17 protein-coding genes and 1 pseudogene are annotated in these 24,579 nt (G+C 59.6%); 9 read left to right on the top strand and 9 right to left on the bottom strand.

All coding sequences use genetic code 11. The annotated features are described in order from the left end of the window. Positions 1-8: 8 nt before the first annotated feature. The 5 genes from ntrC to glnA all read right to left on the bottom strand — a co-directional run bounded on the left by ntrC (position 9) and on the right by glnA (position 5,582). Positions 9-1,445, bottom strand: a complete 1,437-nt coding sequence (ntrC, locus tag CKW26_RS01035; protein ID WP_007909238.1) for a nitrogen regulation protein NR(I) — start codon at positions 1,443-1,445, stop codon at positions 9-11. Continuing rightward, complete coding sequence (gene glnL / locus CKW26_RS01040; protein ID WP_095047169.1) at positions 1,442-2,527, bottom strand: nitrogen regulation protein NR(II); 1,086 nt, start codon at positions 2,525-2,527, stop codon at positions 1,442-1,444. The genes ntrC and glnL overlap by 4 nt, the downstream gene beginning before the upstream one ends. Positions 2,528-2,758: 231 nt before the next feature. Beyond that, a complete protein-coding gene (locus tag CKW26_RS01045) occupies positions 2,759-3,382 on the bottom strand; it encodes a DUF4124 domain-containing protein (protein ID WP_095047170.1) in 624 nt (207 codons plus the stop codon). Further along, a complete protein-coding gene (locus tag CKW26_RS01050) occupies positions 3,379-3,891 on the bottom strand; it encodes a DUF4124 domain-containing protein (protein WP_095047171.1) in 513 nt (170 codons plus the stop codon). The genes CKW26_RS01045 and CKW26_RS01050 overlap by 4 nt, the downstream gene beginning before the upstream one ends. A 284-nt stretch (positions 3,892-4,175) precedes the next feature. Then, positions 4,176-5,582 (bottom strand): type I glutamate--ammonia ligase, encoded by a 1,407-nt coding sequence (gene glnA / locus CKW26_RS01055; protein ID WP_007909254.1) that lies wholly within the window; start codon positions 5,580-5,582, stop codon positions 4,176-4,178. Positions 5,583-5,910: 328 nt separating this feature from the next. On the opposite strand from glnA, the gene thiI reads away from it, so the two are divergent. Together thiI and typA are read left to right on the top strand one after the other, a co-directional pair. After that, positions 5,911-7,365: a tRNA uracil 4-sulfurtransferase ThiI gene (gene thiI / locus CKW26_RS01065; protein ID WP_095047172.1), complete on the top strand. Its 1,455-nt coding sequence runs from the start codon at positions 5,911-5,913 to the stop codon at positions 7,363-7,365. A 139-nt stretch (positions 7,366-7,504) separates the two neighbouring features. After that, positions 7,505-9,325: a translational GTPase TypA gene (gene typA / locus CKW26_RS01070; RefSeq protein ID WP_095047173.1), complete on the top strand. Its 1,821-nt coding sequence runs from the start codon at positions 7,505-7,507 to the stop codon at positions 9,323-9,325. Positions 9,326-9,604: 279 nt separating this feature from the next. Here typA and CKW26_RS01075 read toward each other — a convergent pair whose 3' ends face one another. Then, the gene (locus CKW26_RS01075) at positions 9,605-10,042 is read right to left on the bottom strand and encodes a YkgJ family cysteine cluster protein (RefSeq protein WP_093430042.1); all 438 of its coding nucleotides are present in this window, start codon (positions 10,040-10,042) and stop codon (positions 9,605-9,607) included. Positions 10,043-10,301: 259 nt separating this feature from the next. On the opposite strand from CKW26_RS01075, the gene CKW26_RS01080 reads away from it, so the two are divergent. The 5 genes from CKW26_RS01080 (at position 10,302) to CKW26_RS01100 (ending at position 19,801) form a co-directional block, all read left to right on the top strand. Next, complete coding sequence (locus CKW26_RS01080; protein ID WP_095047174.1) at positions 10,302-12,752, top strand: glycogen/starch/alpha-glucan phosphorylase; 2,451 nt, start codon at positions 10,302-10,304, stop codon at positions 12,750-12,752. Between the two features lie 167 nt (positions 12,753-12,919). Next, positions 12,920-16,492, top strand: a complete 3,573-nt coding sequence (locus CKW26_RS01085; protein WP_095047175.1) for a DUF2339 domain-containing protein — start codon at positions 12,920-12,922, stop codon at positions 16,490-16,492. Continuing rightward, positions 16,489-17,853: a DUF3999 domain-containing protein gene (locus CKW26_RS01090; protein WP_095047176.1), complete on the top strand. Its 1,365-nt coding sequence runs from the start codon at positions 16,489-16,491 to the stop codon at positions 17,851-17,853. The genes CKW26_RS01085 and CKW26_RS01090 overlap by 4 nt, the downstream gene beginning before the upstream one ends. A gap of 331 nt (positions 17,854-18,184) precedes the next feature. Beyond that, positions 18,185-19,195 (top strand): class 1 fructose-bisphosphatase, encoded by a 1,011-nt coding sequence (locus CKW26_RS01095; RefSeq protein WP_007909265.1) that lies wholly within the window; start codon positions 18,185-18,187, stop codon positions 19,193-19,195. Positions 19,196-19,198: 3 nt separating this feature from the next. Then, the gene (locus CKW26_RS01100) at positions 19,199-19,801 is read left to right on the top strand and encodes a DUF924 family protein (RefSeq protein WP_095047177.1); all 603 of its coding nucleotides are present in this window, start codon (positions 19,199-19,201) and stop codon (positions 19,799-19,801) included. A 182-nt stretch (positions 19,802-19,983) separates the two neighbouring features. Here the strand turns inward: CKW26_RS01100 and CKW26_RS30400 are convergent, their stop codons facing one another. Both CKW26_RS30400 and CKW26_RS30405 read right to left on the bottom strand, forming a co-directional pair. Continuing rightward, positions 19,984-20,748, bottom strand: coding sequence for a methyl-accepting chemotaxis protein (locus tag CKW26_RS30400; protein WP_371748298.1), 765 nt, complete (start codon positions 20,746-20,748; stop codon positions 19,984-19,986). A gap of 93 nt (positions 20,749-20,841) precedes the next feature. Next, positions 20,842-21,876 (bottom strand): annotated as a pseudogene (locus CKW26_RS30405) (cache domain-containing protein); the annotation flags it as partial. Positions 21,877-22,158: 282 nt separating this feature from the next. Between CKW26_RS30405 and CKW26_RS01110 the strand changes: the two are divergent. Next, positions 22,159-22,413, top strand: coding sequence for a hypothetical protein (locus CKW26_RS01110; RefSeq protein WP_003220802.1), 255 nt, complete (start codon positions 22,159-22,161; stop codon positions 22,411-22,413). Positions 22,414-22,443: 30 nt separating this feature from the next. Then, positions 22,444-23,013 carry a lipocalin family protein gene (locus CKW26_RS01115; RefSeq protein ID WP_093430049.1) on the top strand — a complete coding sequence of 190 codons (570 nt, stop codon included), beginning with the start codon at positions 22,444-22,446 and terminating at the stop codon, positions 23,011-23,013. A 123-nt stretch (positions 23,014-23,136) separates the two neighbouring features. Here CKW26_RS01115 and CKW26_RS01120 read toward each other — a convergent pair whose 3' ends face one another. Beyond that, positions 23,137-24,501 (bottom strand): formimidoylglutamate deiminase, encoded by a 1,365-nt coding sequence (locus CKW26_RS01120; RefSeq protein ID WP_095047179.1) that lies wholly within the window; start codon positions 24,499-24,501, stop codon positions 23,137-23,139. Between the last annotated feature and the right edge of the window lie 78 nt (positions 24,502-24,579).

Consider the following 24,579-nt stretch of genomic DNA (forward strand, 5'->3'; position numbering starts at 1 on the left):
CTCAAGCGTTAACCCTCATCCCCCTCATCATCATCCCCGCCATCGACCTTCATCCCCAATTCCTTGATCTTGCGCGTCAGGGTATTGCGCCCCCAACCCAGCAAAACGGCGGCATCGCGACGACGCCCGGCGGTGTGCTTCAAAGCCGTCTCGATCATGATCCGCTCGAACGCCGGTACCGCGCTGTCGAGCAGGCTCGACTGGCCACGCGCCAAGGCCTGATCGGCCCACTGACGCAGTGCTTGCTCCCAATTGGTCACTGGCGCCGAGTCCTGCGGCAGGTTCAGCAGTTCTGGCGGCAGGTCGCTGATGTGCACTTCGCGCCCGGACGCCATCACCGTGATCCAGCGGCACGTATTCTCCAGCTGACGTACGTTGCCGCCCCACGGCAGGTTCTTCAGGTATTCCTCGGTCTCGCTCTTCAGCAGCTTCGGTTCCACCGCCAGCTCTTGCGCCGCGCGGCTGAGGAAGTGCTTGGCCAGGGTCGGGATGTCCTCACGACGATCGGAGAGGCGCGGGATGTGGATACGGATTACGTTGAGGCGGTGGAACAAGTCCTCGCGGAACTTGCCGGCGTGCACCAGGGTTTCCAGATTCTGGTGCGTCGCGGCGATGATGCGCACATCGACTTTGACCGGCACGTGGCCGCCCACACGATAGAACTCGCCATCGGCCAGAACCCGTAGCAAACGGGTTTGGGTGTCGGCCGGCATATCACCGATTTCATCGAGGAACAGCGTGCCGCCGTCAGCCTGTTCAAAGCGGCCGCGACGCAGGTTTGCCGCGCCGGTGAACGCACCTTTCTCATGGCCGAACAGCTCGGATTCCATCAGATCCTTGGGGATCGCCGCCATGTTCAGCGCAATGAATGGCGAGGCCGCGCGCGGACTGTGGCGGTGCAGGGCGTGGGCCACCAGTTCTTTACCGGTACCGGATTCGCCGTTGATCAACACGGTGATGTTGGAGTGGCTCAAGCGGCCGATGGCGCGAAACACTTCCTGCATCGCCGGCGCTTCGCCGATGATTTCCGGGGTGCGCGTCAGTGCCGGCACCACTTCCAGGCCTTGCTGTTCTTGTGCGTGCTGGTTTGCACGTTTGACCAGCGAGACCGCCTCATCGACGTCGAACGGCTTCGGCAGGTACTCGAACGCGCCGCCCTGATACGAGGCGACAGCGCTGTCCAGATCGGAGTGAGCGGTCATGATAATGACCGGCAACCGTGGGTGCTGCTCGCGAATCCGCGCCAACAAATCCAGACCGCTGGCACCGGGCATGCGAATGTCGGAAATGATCACGTCTGGCTGCTGACGGGCCAGGCGACTCATCACGCCATCGGCGCTGTCGAAACTCTGGGTGGTCATGCCTTCCTGCTGCAAGGCCTTTTCCAGAACCCAACGGATAGAACGGTCGTCATCGACGATCCACACAGTTTCACTACGGCTCATGTCGATGTGGCTCCTTGTTCCAGTGGCAAAAAGATCGAGAAGGTGGTGTGGCCTGGATGGCTGTCACACTCGATCAGGCCCTGGTGCTGGCTGATGATGTTCTGGGTAATGGCCAGGCCGAGTCCGGTACCGTCCGGGCGTCCGCTGACCATGGGAAAGAAAATGGTTTCCTGAAGTTCCGCCGGGATCCCCGGGCCGTTGTCGATGATTTCGATCTTGGTCACCAGACGATGGCGGACGTGGCCGATGGTGAACTGGCGCATGGTCCGGGTACGCAGGCTGATGCGGCCAAGGCGCAATTCGTTCTGGCTGCTGATCGCTTGCATCGCGTTGCGTACGATGTTCAACACCGCCTGAATCATTTGTTCGCGGTCGATCAGCACGTCGGGGATGCTTGGGTCGTAATCACGCACCAAGGTGATGCAGCCCTGGCTTTCCGCTTCGACCAGTTGGCAGACGCGCTCCAGCACTTCATGAACGTTGCACATCGCCAGCGATGGCAGTTTGTTCGAGCCGAGCATGCGGTCGACCAGATTGCGCAGGCGGTCGGCTTCTTCAATGATCACGTTGGTGTAATCGCGCAGACTTTCTTCCGGCAGTTCGCGGGCCAGCAATTGCGCGGCGCCGCGGATGCCACCGAGCGGATTCTTGATCTCGTGAGCGAGGCCGCGTACCAACATCTTGCTGGTTTCCTGCTTGGACAGCTGCGCCTCCTCCTTGGTGATCCGCAGCAAGCGGTCACGCGGATGGACCTCCAGCAGGAGCATGGTCGCGCCATTGCTGAGGATTGGCGTCACCGCGTAATCCACGGTCAACGTCTGGCCAGTGAGGGCGGTAAGCATCGCCTCGCGCTTGGTGAACGGATGCGCCTGCTCCACTGCCTGGCGCAGGGAATTGAGCGCCTCGGTGGATTCGGTGAACAGCTCGCTGATGAACTGTCCATGGCTGCGCTGCCCGCTGATGGCGAGGAGCATCTCCGCCGCCGGGTTCATGTACTCAAGGCGCAATTCGGCGTCGAGCAGGATGGTGGCGGTGGTCAGGTTGTCGAGCAGCAAACGGTGGATTGCGTCGCTAATAGTCATCAGAGCCTCTTTTGGGGGCGGAGCGTGCGCAAGTAACAAGCGTCGGTATCGGGAAAATGCAAAAACCAAACCAAGGCTCCGAAAAGAAGCGTTCTACCCATGAAACAGGCGTTTGACGCTCTTTTGCGTGGCAGTCGGCCAGCGCTCGCGGGTACTTTCGAACCAAAATGGGTTGAGATATGGGTACGGTGCAGTCTTGTGCACCAATATAGTGCGCAAAGCTGAATGGCGTTAGAAGAAACGCAGAAAGGGGTTTTTCGGCTCGGGCGGTTTGTCTTTCAAGGGGCATTCCGGACGGATGCCGTAATCGTCGGTGGTGCACGGCTTGACCTGGCGTTTCTGTGCGAGGGAGATGCGTAGCATGTGGAAGGGCTGGTTGGCAGTGCGTTCCACCGTGCGCCCTTCGGCATCGAGGATTTCCACCGAAAGATTGTGGCTGCCACGATCGATGTTGTTTAGCGGGAAGACCGGGCTCAGCCCCGGTTCGCCGGTGGCTTGGCCATCCAGCAGCAGTCGATAACGATGACCTTTTTGCAGGCCCGGTTCGCTGGTGACGCTGACGATGATTTCGCCGGCGCTGCTGCGAATCGTTGCATCGGGTTCAGGTACCAGAATGCGCAGCATGTCGTAGTGGAAGGGCGGTTGCTCTGGGTTTTTTTTTGCAGTCGTGATCGGCACGGCGACGGTGGGGTTTGCGGACATGCGATTGCTGGTCGCGATCGGTACGCGCTTGGCATTGCCACGCGGCTGGTCGGTGTAGACGCGATTACCTTGGGCATCGATATAAGTGAACACCTCAGCCGATGCTTGTAGCGTGAGCAGCGCCAGCACCGCGATCAGCCACGCACGAATCATGGCTTGTGCACCCGCTGTACGCTGAGAGGGACTGGCGCGCTCTGCTGGATGACCGTCTGCCCGTCAATCACCTGCACCGCTAGACGATGTTCGCCGCGATCAACGTTCACCAATTGTAGGATCGGCACGTTGCTCGGCTGGCCGTAAGGCTCATCGTCCAATACCAGCCTTAACTGATGCGGCGGTTGCAGACGCGGCTTGATCAGCACTTGGACGGTGAACGTGCCGTTATTGGCGCGCAGGGCCTCTTCGGTGGGTAGACCAGCGAGTTCAAGAATGTCGTAGGCGTTGCGCGCAGGCTCACGGGTTTCGGTGCTGGATGCAGGCGGTGTGCTCGGTGTTTGCGGCTCGACCCTGTTAAGCGGCGGCAACTCCACCGGCTGCGCCCGCACACCATCGGGCGAGTGATCGCTGTAGACCGTGTTGCCGTTGGCGTCGGTGTACTTGTAGATCTGCGCGGCGGCGGGCAGGGCGATCAGCAGCAGAATGTAGAGAAAGGTGCGACCCATGAAATCGACCGGGATTGAAAGCGATGGGGTGCAGCATAGGCCAGACGCGGCGGTTGGCCCAACCCGGCAAACATCCAGAGATCATTCAGACACCACAAATCCCTTGTGGGAGCGAGCCTGCTCGCGAATGCGGTGCGTCATTGACAGTGATGGTGACGGATACGACGCTTTCGCGAGCAGGCTCGCTCCCAGGGATCTGCGTGACGCCATAAATCGCGGGCAATAAAAAAGGCCTCCCGAAGGAGGCCTCTTTCACTCACGCCACGTAACGCAGCGCTACCGGATCAGCAGCTGTAGTACAGCTCATATTCCAGTGGGTGTACGAAGGTGCGAACCTTGATTTCTTCTTCCGATTTCAGCGCGATGTAAGCGTCGATGAAGTCGTCGGAGAACACGCCGCCCTTGGTCAGGAACGCGCGGCCCTTGTCCAGCTCTTCCAGGGCTTCTTTCAGGCTGCCGCAAACTTGTGGAATCTCTTTCGCCTCTTCAGGCGGCAGGTCGTACAGGTTTTTGTCAGCTGCGTCGCCTGGGTGGATCTTGTTCTGGATACCGTCCAGACCGGCCATCAGCAGAGCTGCGAAGGCCAGGTACGGGTTGGCAGCCGGATCCGGGAAGCGTGCTTCGATACGGCGGGCTTTCGGGCTCGACACGTAAGGAATACGGATCGAAGCGGAACGGTTGCGAGCCGAGTAGGCCAGCATTACCGGAGCTTCGAAGCCTGGTACCAGACGCTTGTAGGAGTTGGTCGCCGGGTTGGTGAAGCCGTTCAGGGCCTTACCGTGTTTGATGATGCCGCCGATGAAGTACAGAGCGGTATCGGACAGACCGGCATAGCCTTCACCGGCGAAGGTGTTCTTGCCGTCTTTCCAGATCGACATGTGTACGTGCATGCCCGAACCGTTGTCGCCGTACAGTGGCTTCGGCATGAAGGTCGCGGTGCGGCCGTATGCATCAGCAACGTTGTGCACAACGTACTTCAGGGTTTGGGTTTCGTCGGCTTTCTTCACCAGGGTGTTGAACTTAACGCCGATTTCGTTCTGGCCGGCAGTCGCCACTTCGTGGTGGTGAACTTCAACGGTCAGGCCCATTTCTTCCAGTGCGTTGCACATGGAGGTACGGATTTCGTGGTCGTGGTCGAACGGTGGAACCGGGAAGTAGCCGCCTTTGACCCCTGGACGGTGACCCTTGTTGCCGCCTTCGATGTCCTGGTCGGACATCCACGAACCTTGCTCGGAGTAGATCTTGAACATCGAGCCGGAGATGTCCGACTTGAATTTCACCGAGTCAAAGATGAAGAATTCTGGCTCTGGACCAGCGAACACGGTGTCACCGATACCGGTGGCTTTCAGGTGTTCTTCGGCACGCTTGGCGATCGCACGTGGGTCGCGGTCGTAGCCTTGCATGCTCGAAGGTTCGATGATGTCGCACACCAGGATCAGGGTGGCGTCTTCGGTGAACGGGTCGAGAACGGCAGTTTCGTCAACCGGCATCAGGATCATGTCGGAGGCTTCGATGCCTTTCCAGCCAGCAATGGAGGAACCGTCGAACATCTTGCCGACTTCGAAGAAGTCTTCATCCAGCGCATCGCGAGCCGGCATGGTCACGTGGTGCTGAGTGCCTTTGGTGTCCGTGAAGCGCAGATCAATCCACTTGACGTCATGATCTTTGATGAGTTGAACCGTCTTCGACATATGTCCTCCGGGTGGCTTCGGGCTTGGTAGTGGATGCCCTTGAATTTGGGTGATGCCGGCGCGAATACTCTGCCAAGGCAACCTGCCTCACAAGGGAGCAAATTGCATGCCAGTGCCCCAGCATGGGTTTTTTGCCCCAAATTCACGCTTATAAAGGTGCAAAGCACCTGATTGCGGAAAATCTCGCCCTCTAATGTAGCGTCTTAAGTCAGAAATGATCTGTTTTGGTGCGTGCAAAACCTTCTGCACATTAACTGGTTAAACCTTGAGCAATTTCCGCTATAATCCGCGCCCCCCTTTTTCGGCTGGCCGTTCGCGCGCTGTTTTCATGAAACTAATCGTAAAAGTCTTCCCCGAGATCACCATCAAAAGCCGACCTGTCCGGACGAAGTTCATCCGCCAGTTGGCCAAGAACATCCGCACCGTGCTCCGTGACCTGGACCCGGCCGTGGTGGTGAACGGTGTGTGGGACAATCTCGAGTTGGAAACCCGCGTTACCGACCCCAAAGCCTTGAAAGAGATGGGTGAGCGCCTGACCTGCATGCCGGGCATCGCGCACTTTCTGCAGATCGACGAGTACCCGCTGGGCGACTTCGACGACATCACCGAGAAGTGCAAACAGCACTATGGCGATGCACTGGCCGGGAAGATTTTTTCGGTGCGCTGCAAGCGCGCGGGCAAGCACACCTTCAGCTCGATGGACGTCGAAAAATACGTCGGCAGCAAGCTGCGCCGTGAGTGTGGTGCTGCCGGTATTGACCTGAAAGCGCCGGAAATCGAAGTCCGCATCGAAGTTCGCGACAAACGGTTATTTGTTATCCACAGCCAGCACAACGGCATCGGCGGTTACCCGCTCGGTGCGTTGGAGCAGACGCTGGTATTGATGTCCGGCGGCTTTGACTCAACCGTTGCGGCGTACCAGATCATTCGTCGCGGCCTGATGACGCACTTCTGCTTCTTCAATCTGGGCGGTCGTGCCCATGAATTGGGCGTGATGGAAGTCGCGCATTTCATCTGGAAGAAGTACGGCAGCTCGCAACGCGTGCTATTTGTCAGTGTTCCGTTCGAAGAAGTGTTGGGCGAAATTCTCGGCAAAGTCGATAACAGTCATATGGGCGTCGTATTGAAGCGTATGATGTTGCGCGCGGCTTCCAACATCGCCGATCGCCTGCACATCGAAGCGCTGGTTACCGGCGAGGCGATCTCCCAGGTGTCGAGCCAGACCCTGCCGAATCTGTCGGTGATCGACTGCGTGACCGACAAACTGGTCCTGCGTCCGCTGATCGTGGCGCACAAACAGGACATCATCGACACGGCCAACGAGATTGGCACCGCCGATTTCGCCCGGCACATGCCGGAGTACTGTGGGGTCATTTCGGTCAATCCGAAGACGGCCGCCAAACGCGGTCGCGTTGAGCACGAAGAGAAAGAATTCGACATGGCGGTGCTCGAGCGTGCGCTCGAAAACGCCAAACTGGTGCCGATCGATCGGGTGATCGACGAATTGGGCCAGGACGTACAGATTGAAGAAGTCAGCGAAGCACTGGCCGGTCAGATCGTGATCGACATCCGTCACCCGGATGCCGCCGAGGATGAGCCGCTGGAACTCGCTGGCGTAGAAGTACAGACGATGCCGTTCTACGCAGTGAACGCTCGTTTCAAGGAGCTGGATCCGACTCGCCAGTACCTGCTGTATTGCGACAAAGGCGTGATGAGTCGCCTGCATGCTCACCATTTGCTCAGTGAGGGGCATGCCAATGTGCGCGTTTATCGACCGAGCTAAGTGCCCGGGGCTGTTTGCCTGTGGCCTGCGTCACCGGCCCCCCGACACCGCCGTCAAGCTGTAACGGCCATGCCGGACACTACTGCTAATCGCTGCCAAGACTTGTCAGCAAACCGAATCCTCTGATCGAGATACACAAGTGATCGAAAATCTACGCAACATCGCCATCATTGCCCACGTTGACCATGGTAAAACCACCCTGGTAGACAAACTCCTGCGTCAATCCGGCACCCTGGAGCGCAACGAGCTCAACGACGAGCGCGTGATGGACTCCAACGACCAGGAAAAAGAGCGCGGTATTACCATTCTGGCGAAAAACACCGCCATCAACTGGAACGGCTACCACATCAACATCGTGGACACCCCGGGCCACGCCGACTTCGGCGGCGAAGTTGAACGTGTAATGTCGATGGTTGACTCCGTTCTGCTGCTGGTTGACGCTCAAGACGGCCCTATGCCGCAAACCCGTTTCGTGACCAAGAAGGCTTTCGAAGCCGGCCTGCGTCCAATCGTGGTGATCAACAAGGTTGACCGTCCAGGCGCACGTCCGGACTGGGTTCTGGACCAGATCTTCGACCTGTTCGACAACCTCGGTGCGACCGAAGAACAACTGGACTTCCAGGTTGTTTACGCTTCGGCCCTGAACGGCATTGCCGGTCTGGATCACACCGCCATGGCTGAAGACATGACCCCGCTGTACCAAGCGGTAGTCGACCACGTTCCGCCTCCGGCTGTTGACCGTGACGGCGCGTTCCAGATGCAGATCTCCGCTCTGGACTACAACAGCTTCCTGGGTGTTATCGGTGTTGGCCGTATCGCTCGTGGCCGCGTCAAGCCGAACACTCCGGTTGTGGCGATCGGTGCCGATGGCAAGCGTCGCAACGGCCGTATCCTGAAACTGATGGGTCACCACGGTCTGCACCGCGTTGACGTTGAAGAAGCTGCAGCAGGCGATATCGTTTGCATCAGCGGCATGGACTCGCTGTTCATCTCCGACACCCTGTGCCACCCGGACACTGTCGAGGCGATGAAGCCTCTGACCGTTGACGAGCCAACCGTTTCGATGACCTTCCAGGTAAACGACTCGCCATTCTGCGGTAAAGAAGGCAAGTTCGTGACGTCCCGCAACATCAAGGACCGTCTGGACAAAGAGCTGCTGTACAACGTTGCACTGCGCGTTGAAGAAGGCGATACCGCTGACAAGTTCAAGGTTTCCGGCCGTGGTGAGCTGCACCTCTCGGTACTGATCGAAACCATGCGTCGCGAAGGCTTCGAACTGGCCCTGGGCCGTCCTGAAGTAATCATTCGTGAAGTGAACGGCGTTAAACAAGAACCGTTCGAAAACGTGACCATCGACATCCCTGAAGAAGCTCAGGGCAAGGTCATGGAAGAGATGGGTCTGCGTAAAGGCGACCTGAGCAACATGGTGCCGGATGGCAAGGGCCGTGTTCGTCTGGAATACAACATCCCTGCTCGCGGTCTGATCGGTTTCCGTAACCAGTTCCTGACCCTGACCAACGGTGCTGGCATCCTGACCTCGATCTTCGATCGCTACGACACCGTCAAGTCGGGCCACATGTCCGGCCGTCAGAACGGCGTTCTGGTTTCGGTTGAAACCGGCAAGGCACTGACCTACTCGCTGGAAACCCTGCAGGCTCGTGGCAAGCTGTTCGTAGAACACGGCCAGGAGATCTACAACGGTCAAATCGTTGGTCAGAACAGCCGCGACAACGACCTGGGTGTAAACCCGACCAAAGGCAAGAAGCTCGACAACATGCGTGCTTCGGGTAAAGACGAAACCATCGCTCTGGTACCACCTGTTCGCTTCACTCTGGAACAGGCTCTGGAATACATCCAGGAAGACGAGCTGTGCGAAGTTACTCCTAAGTCCATCCGTCTTCGCAAGAAGATCCTGGACGAAAGCGAGCGTACCCGCGCTGCCAAGAAAGCCAAGGCGTAATTTAGCCCGAGCTTAAAAAAACGCCCCCGGTCGCGAGACCGGGGGCGTTTTTGTTTGTCTGGGGGAAACGCAGGTTGGGTCTTGAAGATCAAGAGCCCCTCACCCTAGCCCTCTCCCAGAGGGAGAGGGGACTGACCGAGTTGTTCTTTGGCTTTGCATCGACCTGAGTAATCGAGTCGACCTCAGGTTTGGAAGCGACAGAGATCGGCTCCCTCTCCCTCGGGAGAGGGCTGGGGTGAGGGGCTGGGGTTTAACGGCTACCGAAGAACTCAGCGTCGTTCAGAAGCGCTCTATCGCGCGGAAATTCTGCACGCGCTCAACTTCCTTCGGCTTATAAGCGCAATACCCAGGACGCGGTCCGATCTTCGGGTGATTGCGGCACGTGTCCGGGCGCTTGTCATAAATGGTGCACAAGCGGCTCTTACGATCCAGGTAGTAGCAATCGTTGTTGCTCATGCGCTGCAGGGTGAAGATCCCCGACTTCTGATTGAAGCGCTCGACCAGGCCTTCCTTTTGCAAACGCTTGGCGATGTTCTTCGGCGGGTCGCCCAGTTCGAATTCGTCGACCACGCCAATGCGCACCAGATCCTTGATCTTTACTTCGACCGGCAGCGTGCAGCAGCTGGACATGCAGGAGCCGCACATCGGGGCCGAATATTTCGCCCACGTATCGAGACGATCGATCTCGGCGGCGGCAATCAGGTTGGGCTTCATCATCGGGAGTTACCAGGCGTGTGTGCATCAGGGCGCGCGATCATACCGGGACTGGTGGATTTTTGAACAACCTTTCGCCAGATTTTTTCTCCATGCAGGCACTTTGCCGGAAAATTCGGCACGGCCCCTGCATTCATTAGCCCATCCGCCAGGGTAATGCCGGGCCATCGCACCGTCTCAGGAAAAACTGCCGAACCAGCGCCGCGACCGTCGGTCAGACCGTCTAGGCTCAGACAATTCCCGCTCGCTCGAGGTCCTATTGATGACTCAAGAACCACTAGTTCGCGAAGCAGAGGTGGCCGCATTCCGCGACGCCGTCCTGACCAAGCTCACCTACGCGGTGGGCAAAGACCCCGACCACGCCTTCGACCATGACTGGTTCGAAGCCATCGCTTTGGCTGCGCGTGATCACATGGTCGAGCACTGGATGGACCACACCCGGCAGATCTACCGCAAAGGTCAGAAACGGGTGTATTACCTCTCGCTGGAGTTCCTCATCGGCCGCTTGCTCTACGACAGTCTGAGCAACCTTGGCTTGCTCGACGTCGCCCGTGAAGCGCTGACTGAACTCGGTGTCGACCTGGAGCGTATCCGTTTGCTGGAACCTGATGCAGCGCTCGGTAACGGCGGCCTCGGTCGTCTGGCCGCGTGCTTCATGGAAAGCATGTCGACCCTCGGCATCGCCGGCCACGGTTATGGCATTCGATATGAACACGGCTTGTTCCGCCAGGCCATCGTCGACGGCTGGCAGCAGGAACAGACCGAGCACTGGCTGGATTTCGGCAACCCGTGGGAGTTCGAGCGGCCAGAGGTCGTCTACTCCATCGGCTTCGGCGGCAGCGTCGAAACCGTCACCGACATCTCCGGCAAGTCCAAACAAGTCTGGTCGCCGGCAGAAACTGTCCGCGCGATCGCTTATGACACGCCGGTCGTTGGCTGGCGCGGGGCGAGCGTCAATACACTGCGCCTGTGGCGTGCGCGCGCCATGGAAGATTTGCACCTGGAGCGCTTCAACGCCGGTGACCACTTGGGCGCCGTCGCCGAAGTGGCCCGGGCCGAAAGTATCTCCCGCGTGCTCTACCCGGCGGACAGCACCGAAGCGGGGCAGGAGCTGCGCTTGCGTCAGGAATACTTCTTCGTCGCTGCTTCCTTGCAGGATCTGCTGCGCCGCCATCGCAACATGCACACCTCGGTGCTGACCCTTGGCGATCACGCGGCGATCCAGCTCAACGATACACACCCTTCGATTGCCGTCGCCGAACTGATGCGCCAACTGGTCGACGTCTACGACGTGGCTTGGGATGCGGCGTGGCAAGTCACCGTCGACACGCTGTCGTATACCAACCACACGTTGCTGCCGGAAGCGCTGGAAACCTGGCCGGTGGGCTTGATGGAACGCATGCTGCCGCGACATATGCAGATCATTTATCTGATCAATGCCCAGCATATCGACTCGCTGCGCGCCAAAGGCATTCACGATTTCGACGTGCTGCGCGCGGTGTCGCTGATCGAAGAAGACAACGGTCGCCGTGTGCGCATGGGTAACCTCGCGTTCCTCGGTTCGCACAGCGTCAACGGCGTGTCCGGACTGCATACGCAACTGATGCGCAAAACCGTGTTTGCCGAACTGCACAAGCTCTATCCGGAGCGGATCAACAACAAAACCAACGGCATTACCTTCCGCCGCTGGTTGTATCAGGCCAACTCCGAACTGACTTCGATGCTGGTCGACGCGCTCGGCCCGGATCTATTGGATAACCCCGAAGAGCGTCTGCTCGATCTCGAGCCGTTCGCCGAAAAAACCGCGTTCCGCAAAGCTTTTGCCGAACAACGGCTGCACAGCAAAAAAGCGCTGGCCTATCTGATTCACGAACGGCTGGGTATCGCGGTCAACCCGGCGGCGATGTTCGATGTACAGGTCAAACGCATCCACGAATATAAACGTCAGTTGCTCAACCTGATGCACACCGTGGCGCTGTATCAGGCGATCCGCGCCGAACCGGAAGTCGATTGGGTGCCACGGGTGAAAATCTTCGCCGGTAAAGCGGCGGCGAGTTATCACCAGGCCAAACTGATCATCAAGCTGACCAACGACATCGCGCGGGTGGTGAACAACGACCCGACCGTGCGCGGCCTGCTGAAAGTGGTGTTCCTGCCCAACTACAACGTCAGCCTGGCGGAAAGCATCATTCCGGCGGCGGACTTGTCCGAGCAGATTTCCACTGCCGGCTTCGAAGCATCAGGCACCAGTAACATGAAGTTCGGCCTCAACGGCGCGCTGACCATTGGCACACTGGACGGCGCCAACGTGGAAATGTGCGAACGCATCGGGGCCGAGCACATGTTTATCTTCGGTCTCAGCGCGCAGCAGGTGGAAGCGCGTAAACAGAATCATGAGTTCAGCGCAGTGCCAGACATCGCTGCATCCCATCGTTTGAACGATGTGCTGCAAGCGATTCGCAGCGGGGTGTTCTCGCCGGACGACACCTCGCGCTATACCGGGCTGATCGATTCGCTGGTGGATTACGACCGCTTCCTGGTCTGCGCCGACTTCGACTCCTACTGGGAAGCGCAGAAACGCGTTGAGGCGCACTGGCACGACTCCAACAACTGGTGGCGCTCAGCAGTGCTCAACACGGCGCGGATGGGCTGGTTCTCGTCTGACCGGACGATTCGCGAGTACGCCACGGATATCTGGAAAGCGTTGGAGTAACTTTCCACTCGGCTCGATATAATCGCGCGCCGGAAAAGATCGCAGCCTGCGGCAGCTCCTACAGAGGTGTTCACATAACCCTGTAGGAGCTTCCGCAGGCTGCGATCTTTTTGGGTCAGGCTGCGCTAATCTTCCCGGATTAGCCTTCGCGCTTAGGGATATCGACCATGCAATGGATGTTCATGTTGATCGGGCTGGTGCTCGGCTGGCTGCTCGACGAGTCGTTCAGTGATGCGCTATTGGGCGCGTTGCTGGGGCTGGTGATCGGGCAGACGATCCGCATCGCGCGGCTAGGCTCGCAGGCTATGGAGCAGCAGCGTCAACTTGAGCTGGCGAAGATCGCTTTGCAGGGCGTCGAACAGCGCCTGTTTCTGCTCGAAGGTGCCCCGGTTCGTGCCGCGCCGCCACCGGGTCCCGAACCTGTTGCTGAACCAGTCACAGTCGTAGAAGCAGCTCCAGCACCTGAACTGGTCTGGGAGCTGCCGCCCGAACTGGAACCGCTGTCCGCCGTCGCCAGCGAAATCAGTCAACCGCTGCCCGCTGATGTCTGGCGCCTCGACGCCGTTACGTCCGAACCGCAAGAGCCTGCCGAACCCCGTGGCCCGAACCTTGTCGAGCGCGGTATCAGCGCCGCGCGCAATTGGTTGTTTGGCGGCAACACCGTGCTGCGGGTCGGTGTGGTGTTGCTGTTCTTCGGTCTCGCATTCCTGCTGCGCTACGCCACCGAAGGCATGGTCGTGCCGATCGAGTTGCGTTACGCCGGTGTTGCGGCGGCCGCGTTGGGCCTGCTCGCGCTGGGCTGGTGGCTGCGGCGGCGCAACAGCAATTACGCGTTGATGCTGCAAGGCACCGGGATCGCGGTGCTGTATTTGACGGTGTTTGCGGCGATGCGTCTGCATCCGTTGCTTGATCCATCGGCCGCGCTCGGCCTGCTGGTGGCGGTCACCGTTTTCTCGGCGATTCTCGCCATCACTCAAGATGCTTTAGGGCTAGCCGCAGCGGCGGCATTGGGCGGTTTCGCGGCGCCGATCCTGACCTCGACCGGCGCCGGCAACCACGTCGCGCTGTTCAGCTATTTCGCACTACTCAACGCCGGCATTCTTGCCATCGCCTGGTTCAAAGCCTGGCGTCTGCTCAACCTGATTGGTTTCGTCGGCACCTTTGGCATCGGCTTCGCCTGGGGCCTTCGTTCGTATGCGCCGGAACTGTTGTGGAGCACCGAGCCGTTCCTGATCCTGTTCTTCCTGATGTACCTCGCCATCGGCCTGCTGTTCGCCCGCCGCAAATTGCTCGACATGCCCGATGCACCTACGGATGGCGATCGCGAAGCGTTGCTGCACTGGTCGGCGCGCAAGGGCGATTACGTCGACGGCACGATGCTGTTCGGACCGCCGATCATTGGCTTTGGTTTGCAGTTTGCGCTGGTGCAGCATCTGGAATTTGCAGCAGCATTCAGTGCACTGGCGCTGGGCATGATCTACATGACACTGGCCAAGGTGTTGCTGGGCGGGCGCGCGGTGCTGCTGGGTGAAACCTGTCTGGCGCTCGGGGTGATTTTCGCCAGTCTGGCCATTCCGCTGGGGCTGGATGCGCGCTGGACCTCGGCGGCATGGGCAGTGGAAGGCGCGGGGATTTTCTGGCTCGGTCTGCGTCAGCATCGACCGTTCGCTCGGGCGTTTGCCTTGCTGCTGCAACTGGGGTCGGCGTTGGCGTTTCTCAGTCAGTTGCGCGTCGGCGAGAGCAGTCTGCTTGACGGTGCTCCGCTGGGTGCGCTGATGCTCGGCATTGCGTTGCTGTTCAGTTTCTATCAATTGCGCAAGGCCTCGCCGGAACAGGCATCACCTTGGGAGCGTCAAGGCTTGCCGGTGTTGGCGTGTCTGGGCCTGACCTTCCTCTATCTGCTGGCGCCGCTGTTCTTCTTCGTTCAAGCCACGGCGATTAGTTGGGCGCTGGCCGGGTTGGCAACTCTGTTGGTCGGTCTGCGCATTCAATCGCGCACGTTCCTGTTCAGCGCGTTTGCCGTGCAGTTGCTTGGCGGTGCGTTGTTCCTGTTGCGTCTGCAAGGCGCGGGCGAGGATTCGGCGGCGGTGTTCAGCGCCGGCTGGAGCGGGTTGCTCAGCGCGTCGTTGATCGGGCTGGCGTTGATCGCCGGCATGCTGTTGGCGGCTCGCGATGAAATGGTGCGTGGCGATGTGCGTCTGTTGCGGGGGCTGTCGGTGGTGCTGCTGGCCGGTTTGGTGCTGATCAATCTGGCGGTGCTGTTCGTGCTGCCATGGCAAACGGCGAGTGCGGTGTGGGCCGCGAGTGGTTTGCTGATCATCTGGCTGAGCCTGTACCTCAAGCAGCGCGTAAGTTTTGTCTTTGGTCTGCTGTTGCAGTTGATTGGTGGCGCGGCGTTTTTGCTGGCCGGCCCCGAGTTGCTTGGGCCACTGTCCAGCGAAGGCCTGAAACCGTTGGCCCATGGCGGATTCTGGACACCGCTGGTACTAGGCTTGGCTGCGATGATCGGTGCCTGGCGCCTGCAACTGGGCAATCACGCTTCAGCATTCGATGCGCTGAGTCTGCAGCGTTTGTCCGAAGTGCTGCTGGTGTGGGGCGCTGGTTGGTGGACGCTGGCGTGGGTCAGTGAAGTACTGCGGTTTGCTCCGCCGAATCTGCAAGGCACGTTGTTGCTATTGGTCGTGGCGATCAGTGTGGCGCTGTGGGCGGTGCTGGCGCTGCGGTTGAAATGGCCGGCGCTGGGCTTGCTCTGCACCTTGCTGATTCCGGCGGCGGGTCTGGTGTTGCTCGCTGCCTGGCATTCGCGTTATCACCCGGCGGCCGATTTCGGTTGGCTGGCGTGGGCAGCAGTGTTCGCCGTGCATTTCTTCAGCTTGCGACGTTTGGCGCCGATGTTGCCGGCGCGCGCCTTGAGCGCGGCGCATGTGCTCGGCTGCTGGCTGCTGATTGGTGTTCTGGCGCTGGAGTTGCGCTACGGTCTGCTGCTGTTGTCCGAGCAATACAACGCTTGGCGTTGGCTGGGCTGGGCGATTCTTCCGAGCCTGTATCTGCTGCTGGCGGCGGCACCGCGCAGTTGGCCGTGGCCCGTGGCGGCATTCCCTAGCGAATATCGCTTGTATGCCGCCGCGCCGTTGGCAGTGTTGATGCTGGCGTGGTTCTGGCTGGCGAATGGTGTCAGCGATGGCAACGCCGAGCCGCTGCCATACGTGCCGCTGCTCAATCCATTGGAGCTGGGTTTGTTGTTCGCATTGTTCGGTGTTTACGTCTGGTCGCGCAGCGCGGTTTCGCAGTTGTCGATTCGCCAGGACTACGCCGATTACGCGACGCAACTGGTCGCCGGGGTTTCGCTGTTCGCCTTCTGCACCGCGTTGGTCACCCGCGCGGCGCACCATTGGGCCGGCATCCCGTTCGAGCTGGATACGTTGCTCGCCTCAATGCTGGTGCAGGCCGGATTGTCCATCGTCTGGACGTTGATGGCGCTGGGCCTGATGATCGGCGGCCATCTGCGCCATCGTCGCGAAGTGTGGCTGATTGGCGCGGCGCTGATTGCGTTGGTGGTGGCCAAACTGATTTTTGTCGAATTGAGCAACCGTGGCGGTCTCGCCCGGATCGTCTCGTTTATCGGTGTCGGCGTGTTGCTGCTGGTGGTCGGCTATTTCGCGCCACTGCCGCCCAAGCGCGTCGACGCTGAACCGGCGGCGGACAAACCGGCCCCGGACACCGAAGGAGTTTCATCTTGAGTCGCATGCGAAATCTGGGTTGGTTGGCGTTGGGCGTGGTGATGGCGGCCGGCGCTCAGGAAAAACCGGCGGACTTCGCCACGCAGGTGCCGCTGGCGGTGAGCGGCAACGGCCCGTGGTATCGCCTCGAATTGCCGTTGAGCGTGCAATTGCAGGCGCGCCAGACTGATCTCAGTGACTTGCGGGTGTTCAACGCTGCCGGCGAAGCGCAGGCCTACGCCTTGGCGCGCGAATCAGCGCAGACCCGCGACGACGGCCGGTTGCATGAGGTGAAATGGTTCCCGCTGTACAACGCCGCCGACGCCAGCGAACGCGCGCCGAATGTGCGTGTGCAATCGACCACCAACGGCACGCTGGTCGAGGTGCAGCCGTCCAGTCAGTTGGAGGTGGGTGAAGAGGTGCTACGTGGCTGGCTGCTGGATGCCAGCGCGATCAAGGCGCCGTTGCAGCAGTTGATCCTCGACTGGACCAGCGAGCGCGACGGCTTCCAGCGCTTCAGCATTGAAGCCAGCGACGATCTGCAACACTGGCAAGCGTGGGGCGAGGGGCAGGTCGCGCGGCTGACCTTTTCCGATGAGCGCATCGAGCAGCACGAAGTGACGTTGCCGGGGCAATCGGCGCGCTATGTGCGGTTGCTGTGGGAGTCGCCGAATTCGGCGCCGATCCTGACGGCGGCACAATTGAAAAGCAGTGATCCGCGCGATTTGCCGCTGCCATTGGTCTGGTCGCCGGCATTGGCCGGCAGCAGCTCCAAGGCCGGGGAGTACGCCTGGCAGTTGCCGATGGGGTTGAACATTGAGCGCGTGCAGGTTGAATTGAAACAGCCGAACAGCCTGGCGCCGGTGACGCTGGCCGGCCGTCGTGAAAGCAGCTTGCCGTGGCAAACGCTGAGCAGTGGCTTGCTGTACCGCCTGACCCAGAATGGCCAGGATGTGGTGCAGAACGAATTGCCGCTCTACGGGCAGACCGTGCAGCAGTTGAAACTGAGCGTGGATGAGCGCGGCGGTGGTTTGGGCGAGCAGGCGCCGAGTCTGAAATATGCGGTGCGGGCGACGCAGGTGGTTTTCCTCGCGCGGGGCGAGGGGCCGTTTAGTTTGGCGGTGGGCAATGCGACGGTGAAGACGGCGAACTTGCCGCTGGCGACGCTGATTCCGGATTTCAAACCGGAGAAGTTGGCGGGGTTGGGTAAGGCTGTGGTTCAGGGTGAGGTGGTTGTGACGCAGACTTCAACGGCGACTACGGCGGCGGTGGCTGAGACCAATTGGAAGAAGATCGGCTTGTGGGCGGTGTTGTTGTTGAGTGTGGTGTTTTTGGGGGCAATGGCGTTTAGTTTATTGCGCAAGCCTCCTGCCAAATCCTGAAAAGGCGGGTGCTGCGCACCCGATCGCGAGCAGGCTCACTCCTACAGTTGATTGCATTTCTCCAGATGGAATGCGATCAACTGTAGGAGTGAGCCTGCTCGCGATAGCGGCCTACCAGCCAATAAAAATACTCAAACTGCCGCTCCACTTAGCCACCACCCGTCCCGAACCCGTCTACGCTAAACCCGCTACCTGAACTCTCCTCCGACAATCACGTCTCATACAGGCAAATACACCCCAACGCACGTTACCGGGCGTCTTCGCTCGCTACGTTTTCAGACTCCCTGTAAACTGCGCGGGTTTTTAGCCCCCCATTCCACCGGAGCCGTCCATGTCCCGCGTTACCCTGAGTCGCTATTTGATTGAGCAGACCCGCAGCAATAACACTCCTGCCGATCTGCGTTTCCTGATCGAAGTGGTCGCGCGTGCTTGCAAAGAAATCAGCCACGCCGTGTCCAAAGGCGCCCTGGGTGGTGTTCTGGGCAGCATGGGCACTGAAAACGTCCAAGGCGAAGTGCAGAAGAAACTCGATGTGATCTCCAACGAGATCCTGCTCGAAGCCAACGAATGGGGCGGTCACCTGGCCGGCATGGCGTCCGAAGAAATGGACAACGCCTACCAGATCCCGGGCAAATACCCGAAAGGCGCGTACCTGCTGGTATTCGACCCACTGGACGGCTCGTCGAACATCGACATCAACGCCCCGGTCGGCACCATCTTCTCGGTACTGCGTTGCCCGAACGAATACCTGAGCCAGAACGAGCCGCTGAACGAAAAAGCCTTCCTGCAGCCAGGCACCCAGCAGGTTGCCGCCGGTTACGCGATCTACGGCCCGCAAACCATGCTGGTACTGACCTTGGGCGACGGCGTCAAAGGTTTCACCCTCGACCGCGAAATGGGCAGCTTCGTGCTGACCCACGAAGACATCACCATTCCTGAGTCGACCCAGGAATTTGCGATCAACATGTCCAACCAGCGTCACTGGGAAGCCCCGGTACAACGTTACGTTGGCGAGTTGCTGGCCGGTGAAGAAGGTCCGCTGAAAAAGAACTACAACATGCGCTGGGTCGCGGCGATGGTTGCCGACGTACACCGCATCCTGACTCGTGGCGGTCTGTTCATGTACCCGCGCGACAGCCGCGAGCCATCCAAGCCAGGCAAACTGCGTCTGATGTACGAAGCCAACCCGATGTCGTTCCTGGTGGAACAAGCGGGCGGCGCGTCCACTGACGGTCACCAGCGCATCCTCGACATTCAGCCGGAAGGCCTGCACCAGCGCGTAGCGGTGTTCCTCGGTTCGAAAGAAGAAGTCGCCCGCGCTACGGCCTACCACAAGGAATAAACCATGACCGCGCCCTGGCAGCCGTTGCTCGATTGGTGGTTCGGACATGCCGAATCCCCCGACGAGATAGCGGCTGACAAGGGCAAGTTGTGGTTCGGTAAGCGAGACAGCCAAGACCTCGAAGCGCGTGAGCGTTTCGGGGTCTTTGTCGATCAGGCCCTGGCTGGCGAATTGACCGAGTGGACGCAACGTCCCGAAGGTTGGCTGGCGGTGGTGTTACTGCTCGACCAACTGCCGCGAATGATCTTTCGCGACTCTCCCAAAGCTTTCTCCGGCGATCTGCGTGCGCAGAAGCTCGTTGCGCAAGGCATTGCTGCGGATTTCGATCGGCAGTTGAAACCGATTCAGCGCGTATTCATTTATCTGGTGTTTGAGCACTGCGAGAATCTTGCGGTGCAGAACGAAGCGGTTTCCAGATTTATTGAGTTGGTGGCTGAACAGCCGGAAGGGGAGCGATCGGTGTTTGCCGACAATCTGGATTATGCCGAGCGGCATCAAAAGGTGATTGCACGGTTTGGCCGGTTTCCTCATCGCAATGCGGTGTTGGGGCGAGAGTCTACGGCTGAGGAGTTGGTGTTTCTTTCTGAGCCTGGCTCTAGATTTTAAGAGCTTACCCTCACCCTAGCCCTCTCCCTGAGGGAGAGGGGACTGACCGAGGTGTCTGGGCTTGATACATCGACCTGAGATATCGAGTCGAACTCAAGTTTGAACAACATGAAGATTGGCTCCCTTTCCCCCTCGCCCCCTTGGGGGAGAGGGCTGGGGTGAGGGGGTAAAGCCCTTGATCTTCAGATCCTGAAACTACCCACCAATTGCTTCAACCGCGCCGCCTGCTGCTCAAGATCCGAGCACGCCCGCAACGTCGCCTGCAAGTTCTCCACACCTTCCTGATTCAGCGTGTTGATCTCGTTGATATCGACATTGATCGACTCAACCACCGCCGTCTGCTCTTCAGTCGCGGTAGCCACCGACTGGTTCATCCCGTCGATCTCTCCAATACGCTGAGTCACGCTACCCAATCGCTCACCGGCCTGGTTGGCGATGCCGACACTGCTTTCACTCTCACGCTGGCTCTCGGTCATGATGCTGACCGCCTGACGCGCGCCGACTTGCAGCTCTTCGATCATCTTTTGCACTTGCTGCGCCGAATCCTGGGTACGGTGCGCGAGGTTGCGCACTTCATCCGCCACCACGGCAAAACCACGACCCGCTTCACCGGCACGCGCCGCTTCAATCGCGGCGTTGAGCGCGAGCAGGTTGGTCTGCTGGGAAATGCTGGTGATCACTTCGAGAATCTGGCCGATGTTCACCGTGTTGCTGTTCAGGGTTTCGATGTTGCCGCACGAATCGCTGATCTTCGCCGACAACTGCTGCATGGCCTGGATGGTTTTATCCACAACCTGCTGACCGTCGACCGCGAGGCTGCGGGCATCGCTGGAGTGCTGCGAGGCGAGGGCGGCGTTCTGGGCGATTTCCTGCGCGGCGGCGCCGAGTTGGTTGATCGCGGCGGCGACGCTGTTGGTACGGCTGGACTGCTGATCGGAGTTGTACATCGACGAGTTCGACGCCGCGACTACGCGCAGGGCGACTTCGTTGACCTGGCCGGTGGCCGAAGACACTTCACGGATCGAGGTGTGAATGCGCTCGACGAAACGGTTGAACGAGGTGCCTAGCGCGCCGAACTCGTCGTTGCCGTGGATTACCAGACGTTTAGTCAGGTCGCCTTCACCTTCGGCGATGTCGTGCATCGCGCGGCCCATGGTCAGCAACGGTTGCATCAGCACGCGAATGAGCATGCCGAGCAGGGCGATGATGATCACCACGGCAATAACCATGGCGATCAGCGCCGAGGTGCGGAATTCGCTGAGCATTGCAAACGCGGTGTCTTTATCGAGTACCAGCGCCACGTACCAGTCGGCCGACGGCACGCCGTTGATGTGGGTGAAGGAGATCAGTTGGGTTTTGCCGTCGAGCTCGACTTCTTTCAGGCCCGGGCTGACTTTCGGCGCACCATTCGGATAGGCCTCGGAGAGGGTTTTGAGCACCAGTTTGCTGTCCGGGTGGATCAGGATCTTGCCGTCAGCACTGACGATGAACGCGTGGCCGTGGCCACCGAAGTTCAGCGAGTTGATGATTGCGCTGACACTGGTCAGGTCGATGTCGGCACCGGCGACGCCGAGCATCTGCCCTTGGCGCTGTACCGGCGTGGCAACGGTGATTACCAGTTTGCCCGAGGACGCGGCGATGTACGGTTCGGTGACGATGGTCTGTTGCGCGCTGTTTGCCGCTTTGTACCAGCCCCGGGCGCGTGGATCGTAATCCGGTGCGCGGTTGCCGGCCGGCACCGAGAACATCACGCCGTCAGCGCCGCCGAAGTAGCTGAGCTGGAAATTGCCGGTGTAGGCGGGCAGGTCGATGATGCGTTTCAGGTTGGCGGGGGCGTTGCCGTCGACGGCGACTTGCTGCGACAGCGATTGCAGCAATTGAATGCGGCTTTCCAGCCAGGTCTGGATGTTGCTGGTGGTCAGGCTGCCCAGCTCCTGCATCGAGGCTTCGGTGCTGCTGTTCAAGGCTTCGCGCTGTCGATAGTCGTTGAAGAAAATGAAACAGGCGAACGCAATGGCCACCACGAGGGCGGCAGCCAACAAGATCTTGTGGCTGAATTTCATGTTTCTGGTCATCGAATGAACTACCGCGAAGGGACTGGTCAAGAAAGGGCGGCAATTTGCCACACTCGGGGGCTTTGCGCTGCTTTTATGTCGACCGCGGTGCGCCAAAGATTAGGCGTCTTTGGCGAAAGGCGACGAAATGCTCAATAGCGTTACAAAGTGGCTGATTTATCGGCAAATGCCAGACGGGCGGGCTAATAAATAGCCATTCCCCCACGGAACCAGATGAGGGTTTTCTCTTCTAAGCTTCTGGTTGGCACCATGCCATCCCCCCCTCGTTCCAGGAGTTACACCATGTCGCTGCGATCTATCGCCCTTCTGACGTTTTGCGTGCTGTTGGCCGCATGCAGCAAGGTCAATCAGGAAAACTATTCGAAGCTCTCGGCCGGTATGGCCAAGGCCGAAGTCGAGACTCTGCTCGGCAAGCCCACCGATTGCTCGGGCGCGCTCGGCATGTCCAGTTGCACTTGGGGCGACAAGAACAGCTTTATCAGCGTGCAGTACGCCGGTGACAAAGTGCTGATGTTTTCCGGCCAAGGCCTGAAGTAAACCGGGGCTTCGCGCCCACGGAGAAGAAAAATGAAGCGGTTATTGCTGATCCTTTTTGCCGGCCTGGTACTGGCCGGCTGCGCCACTTCCGGCGTCGACCCGTTGGCGCCGAAAACCGTCAACAGCGTCAATCTCAAGCGTTATCAGGGCACCTGGTATGAACTGGCGCGCTTGCCGATGTATTTCCAGCGCAATTGCGCGCAGTCCGAAGCCCATTACACCCTCAAGCCTGACGGCAATGTCGCGGTGCTCAATCGCTGCCTGACTCCGGACTGGCAGTGGGAAGAAGCCAAGGGCACGGCTTATCCACAGGTGCCGGGCAAGACCGACAAGCTCTGGGTCGAATTCGATACCTGGTTCTCACGTCTGATTCCGGGTGTGGCGAAAGGCGAATACTGGGTGCTGTACGTCAGCGATGACTACAAGACCGCCATCGTCGGTGACCCGAGTCGCAAGTACATGTGGTTGCTGTCGCGCACACCGACCGTCAACGGGGTGGTCCGTGAAGAGCTGCTGAGCAAGGCACGTCAGCAAGGCTATGACACCACGCGATTGATCTGGCGCGCGTCGGATCGGCAGATGGCCAAGACCTCAAATTAATCACCCATCCTGATCGCTCCCACGCTTCGCGTGGGAGTGTCTCAATGGACGCTCTGCGTCCGCTTGTGGGACGCAGAGCGTCCCGGGCTGCATTCCCACGCAGAGCGTGGGAACGATCAGCTGTCAGCCGAGGAGGTCACGCAGGACCTGGGTGAAGGCGCTAGCACTGTCTTCTTCGCCAGCATGTCGACCATCACGCACTACCCACTGACCATTGACCAGCACATCGCGCACCTGACGGTCGCCGCCGGCAAACAACCAGCGATTCAAAATCCCGTCGCCATTGGCCGTCGCCAGATACGGATCGCTGCCGTCGAGCACAATCCAGTCCGCACGCTTGCCAACCTCCAGCGCGCCAATCGGCTGCCCCAACGCTTGCGCACCGCCATCCAGCGCCGCGTCATACAGCGTGCGCCCGACCATCGGTTGATCCGCGCCATACAAGCGATTGCGCCGCTGATCGCGCAGACGCTGGCCGTATTCCAGCCAACGCAATTCTTCCACCACGCTAAGCGACACATGACTGTCGGAACCTATGCCCATGCGCCCGCCCTGGGCGAGGAAGTCCACCGCCGGGAAAATCCCGTCGCCCAGATTAGCCTCCGTGGTCAGGCACAGCCCGGCGATGGCGCGACTCTTGGCCATCAGCGTGACTTCTTCCGGGTTGGCGTGAGTGGCGTGCACCAGGCACCAGCGCTGATCGACTTCGGTATTTTCGTACAGCCATTGCAGCGGCCGCCGACCGCTCCAGCTCAGGCAATCTTCGACTTCTTTTTGCTGCTCGGCGATGTGGATGTGCACCGGGCATTGCTTGTCGCTGGCCGCCAAAACTTCACTGATCTGTTGCGGCGTCACTGCGCGCAACGAGTGAAAGCAAAGGCCCAGCGATTGCGCCTTTTGCTGCGCCAGTAACGGCTGCAAACGCGATTGCAGGTTCAGGTAATTTTCGCTGCTGTTGATAAAGCGACGTTGGCCGTCATTCGGCGTCTGGCCGCCGAAACCAGAGTGGCTGTAGAGCACCGGCAACAGCGTCAGACCGATGCCGCTTTCACTCGCAGCCTGGCTGATGCGCAAGGCCAGTTCAGCCGGATCGGCGTAAGGCTGACCATTGCTGTCGTGGTGCACGTAATGAAATTCAGCGACGGAGGTATAACCGGCCTTGAGCATTTCGATGTACAGCTGACGGGCAATCACGCCGAGCTGATCCGGGCTGATTTTTCCGACGAGCCGATACATCAAGTCGCGCCACGTCCAGAAACTGTCGTTCGGATTGCCGGCCACTTCAGCCAGACCCGCCATCGCCCGCTGGAAGGCGTGGGAGTGCAAATTCGGCATGCCCGGCAACAGCGGGCCGCTCAGCCGTTCGGCGCCGTCTGCGGTGGAATCGGCCTGAATCTGGGTCAGCAGGCCATCGGCGCTGACCTCAAGACGTACATTGTTGGCCCATCCGTTAGGCAGCAGCGCGCGTTCGGCAAAGAAGGCGGACATGGTTCAGCACCCCATCGTGTGTTATTTGTATATACATATACAGACGTTTGCCTGCCCGGTAAACTCCGGCAAGCTAGC

It is taken from the genome of Pseudomonas sp. Irchel s3h9 (genome assembly GCF_900187475.1).
Classification (GTDB): domain Bacteria; phylum Pseudomonadota; class Gammaproteobacteria; order Pseudomonadales; family Pseudomonadaceae; genus Aquipseudomonas; species Aquipseudomonas neuropathica.

Bases quoted from the DNA above. Each gene is read 5' to 3' on its own strand.
- ntrC (WP_007909238.1), bottom strand. From the start codon at position 1,445: ATGAGCCGTAGTGAAACTGTGTGGATCGTCGATGACGACCGTTCTATC.
- glnL (WP_095047169.1), bottom strand. From the start codon at position 2,527: ATGACTATTAGCGACGCAATCCACCGTTTGCTGCTCGACAACCTGACC.
- CKW26_RS01045 (WP_095047170.1), bottom strand. From the start codon at position 3,382: ATGATTCGTGCGTGGCTGATCGCGGTGCTGGCGCTGCTCACGCTACAA.
- CKW26_RS01050 (WP_095047171.1), bottom strand. From the start codon at position 3,891: ATGGGTCGCACCTTTCTCTACATTCTGCTGCTGATCGCCCTGCCCGCC.
- glnA (WP_007909254.1), bottom strand. From the start codon at position 5,582: ATGTCGAAGACGGTTCAACTCATCAAAGATCATGACGTCAAGTGGATT.
- thiI (WP_095047172.1), top strand. From the start codon at position 5,911: ATGAAACTAATCGTAAAAGTCTTCCCCGAGATCACCATCAAAAGCCGA.
- CKW26_RS01075 (WP_093430042.1), bottom strand. From the start codon at position 10,042: ATGATGAAGCCCAACCTGATTGCCGCCGCCGAGATCGATCGTCTCGAT.
- CKW26_RS01080 (WP_095047174.1), top strand. From the start codon at position 10,302: ATGACTCAAGAACCACTAGTTCGCGAAGCAGAGGTGGCCGCATTCCGC.
- CKW26_RS01085 (WP_095047175.1), top strand. From the start codon at position 12,920: ATGCAATGGATGTTCATGTTGATCGGGCTGGTGCTCGGCTGGCTGCTC.
- CKW26_RS01095 (WP_007909265.1), top strand. From the start codon at position 18,185: ATGTCCCGCGTTACCCTGAGTCGCTATTTGATTGAGCAGACCCGCAGC.
- CKW26_RS01100 (WP_095047177.1), top strand. From the start codon at position 19,199: ATGACCGCGCCCTGGCAGCCGTTGCTCGATTGGTGGTTCGGACATGCC.
- CKW26_RS30400 (WP_371748298.1), bottom strand. From the start codon at position 20,748: ATGTACAACTCCGATCAGCAGTCCAGCCGTACCAACAGCGTCGCCGCC.
- CKW26_RS01110 (WP_003220802.1), top strand. From the start codon at position 22,159: ATGTCGCTGCGATCTATCGCCCTTCTGACGTTTTGCGTGCTGTTGGCC.
- CKW26_RS01115 (WP_093430049.1), top strand. From the start codon at position 22,444: ATGAAGCGGTTATTGCTGATCCTTTTTGCCGGCCTGGTACTGGCCGGC.
- CKW26_RS01120 (WP_095047179.1), bottom strand. From the start codon at position 24,501: ATGTCCGCCTTCTTTGCCGAACGCGCGCTGCTGCCTAACGGATGGGCC.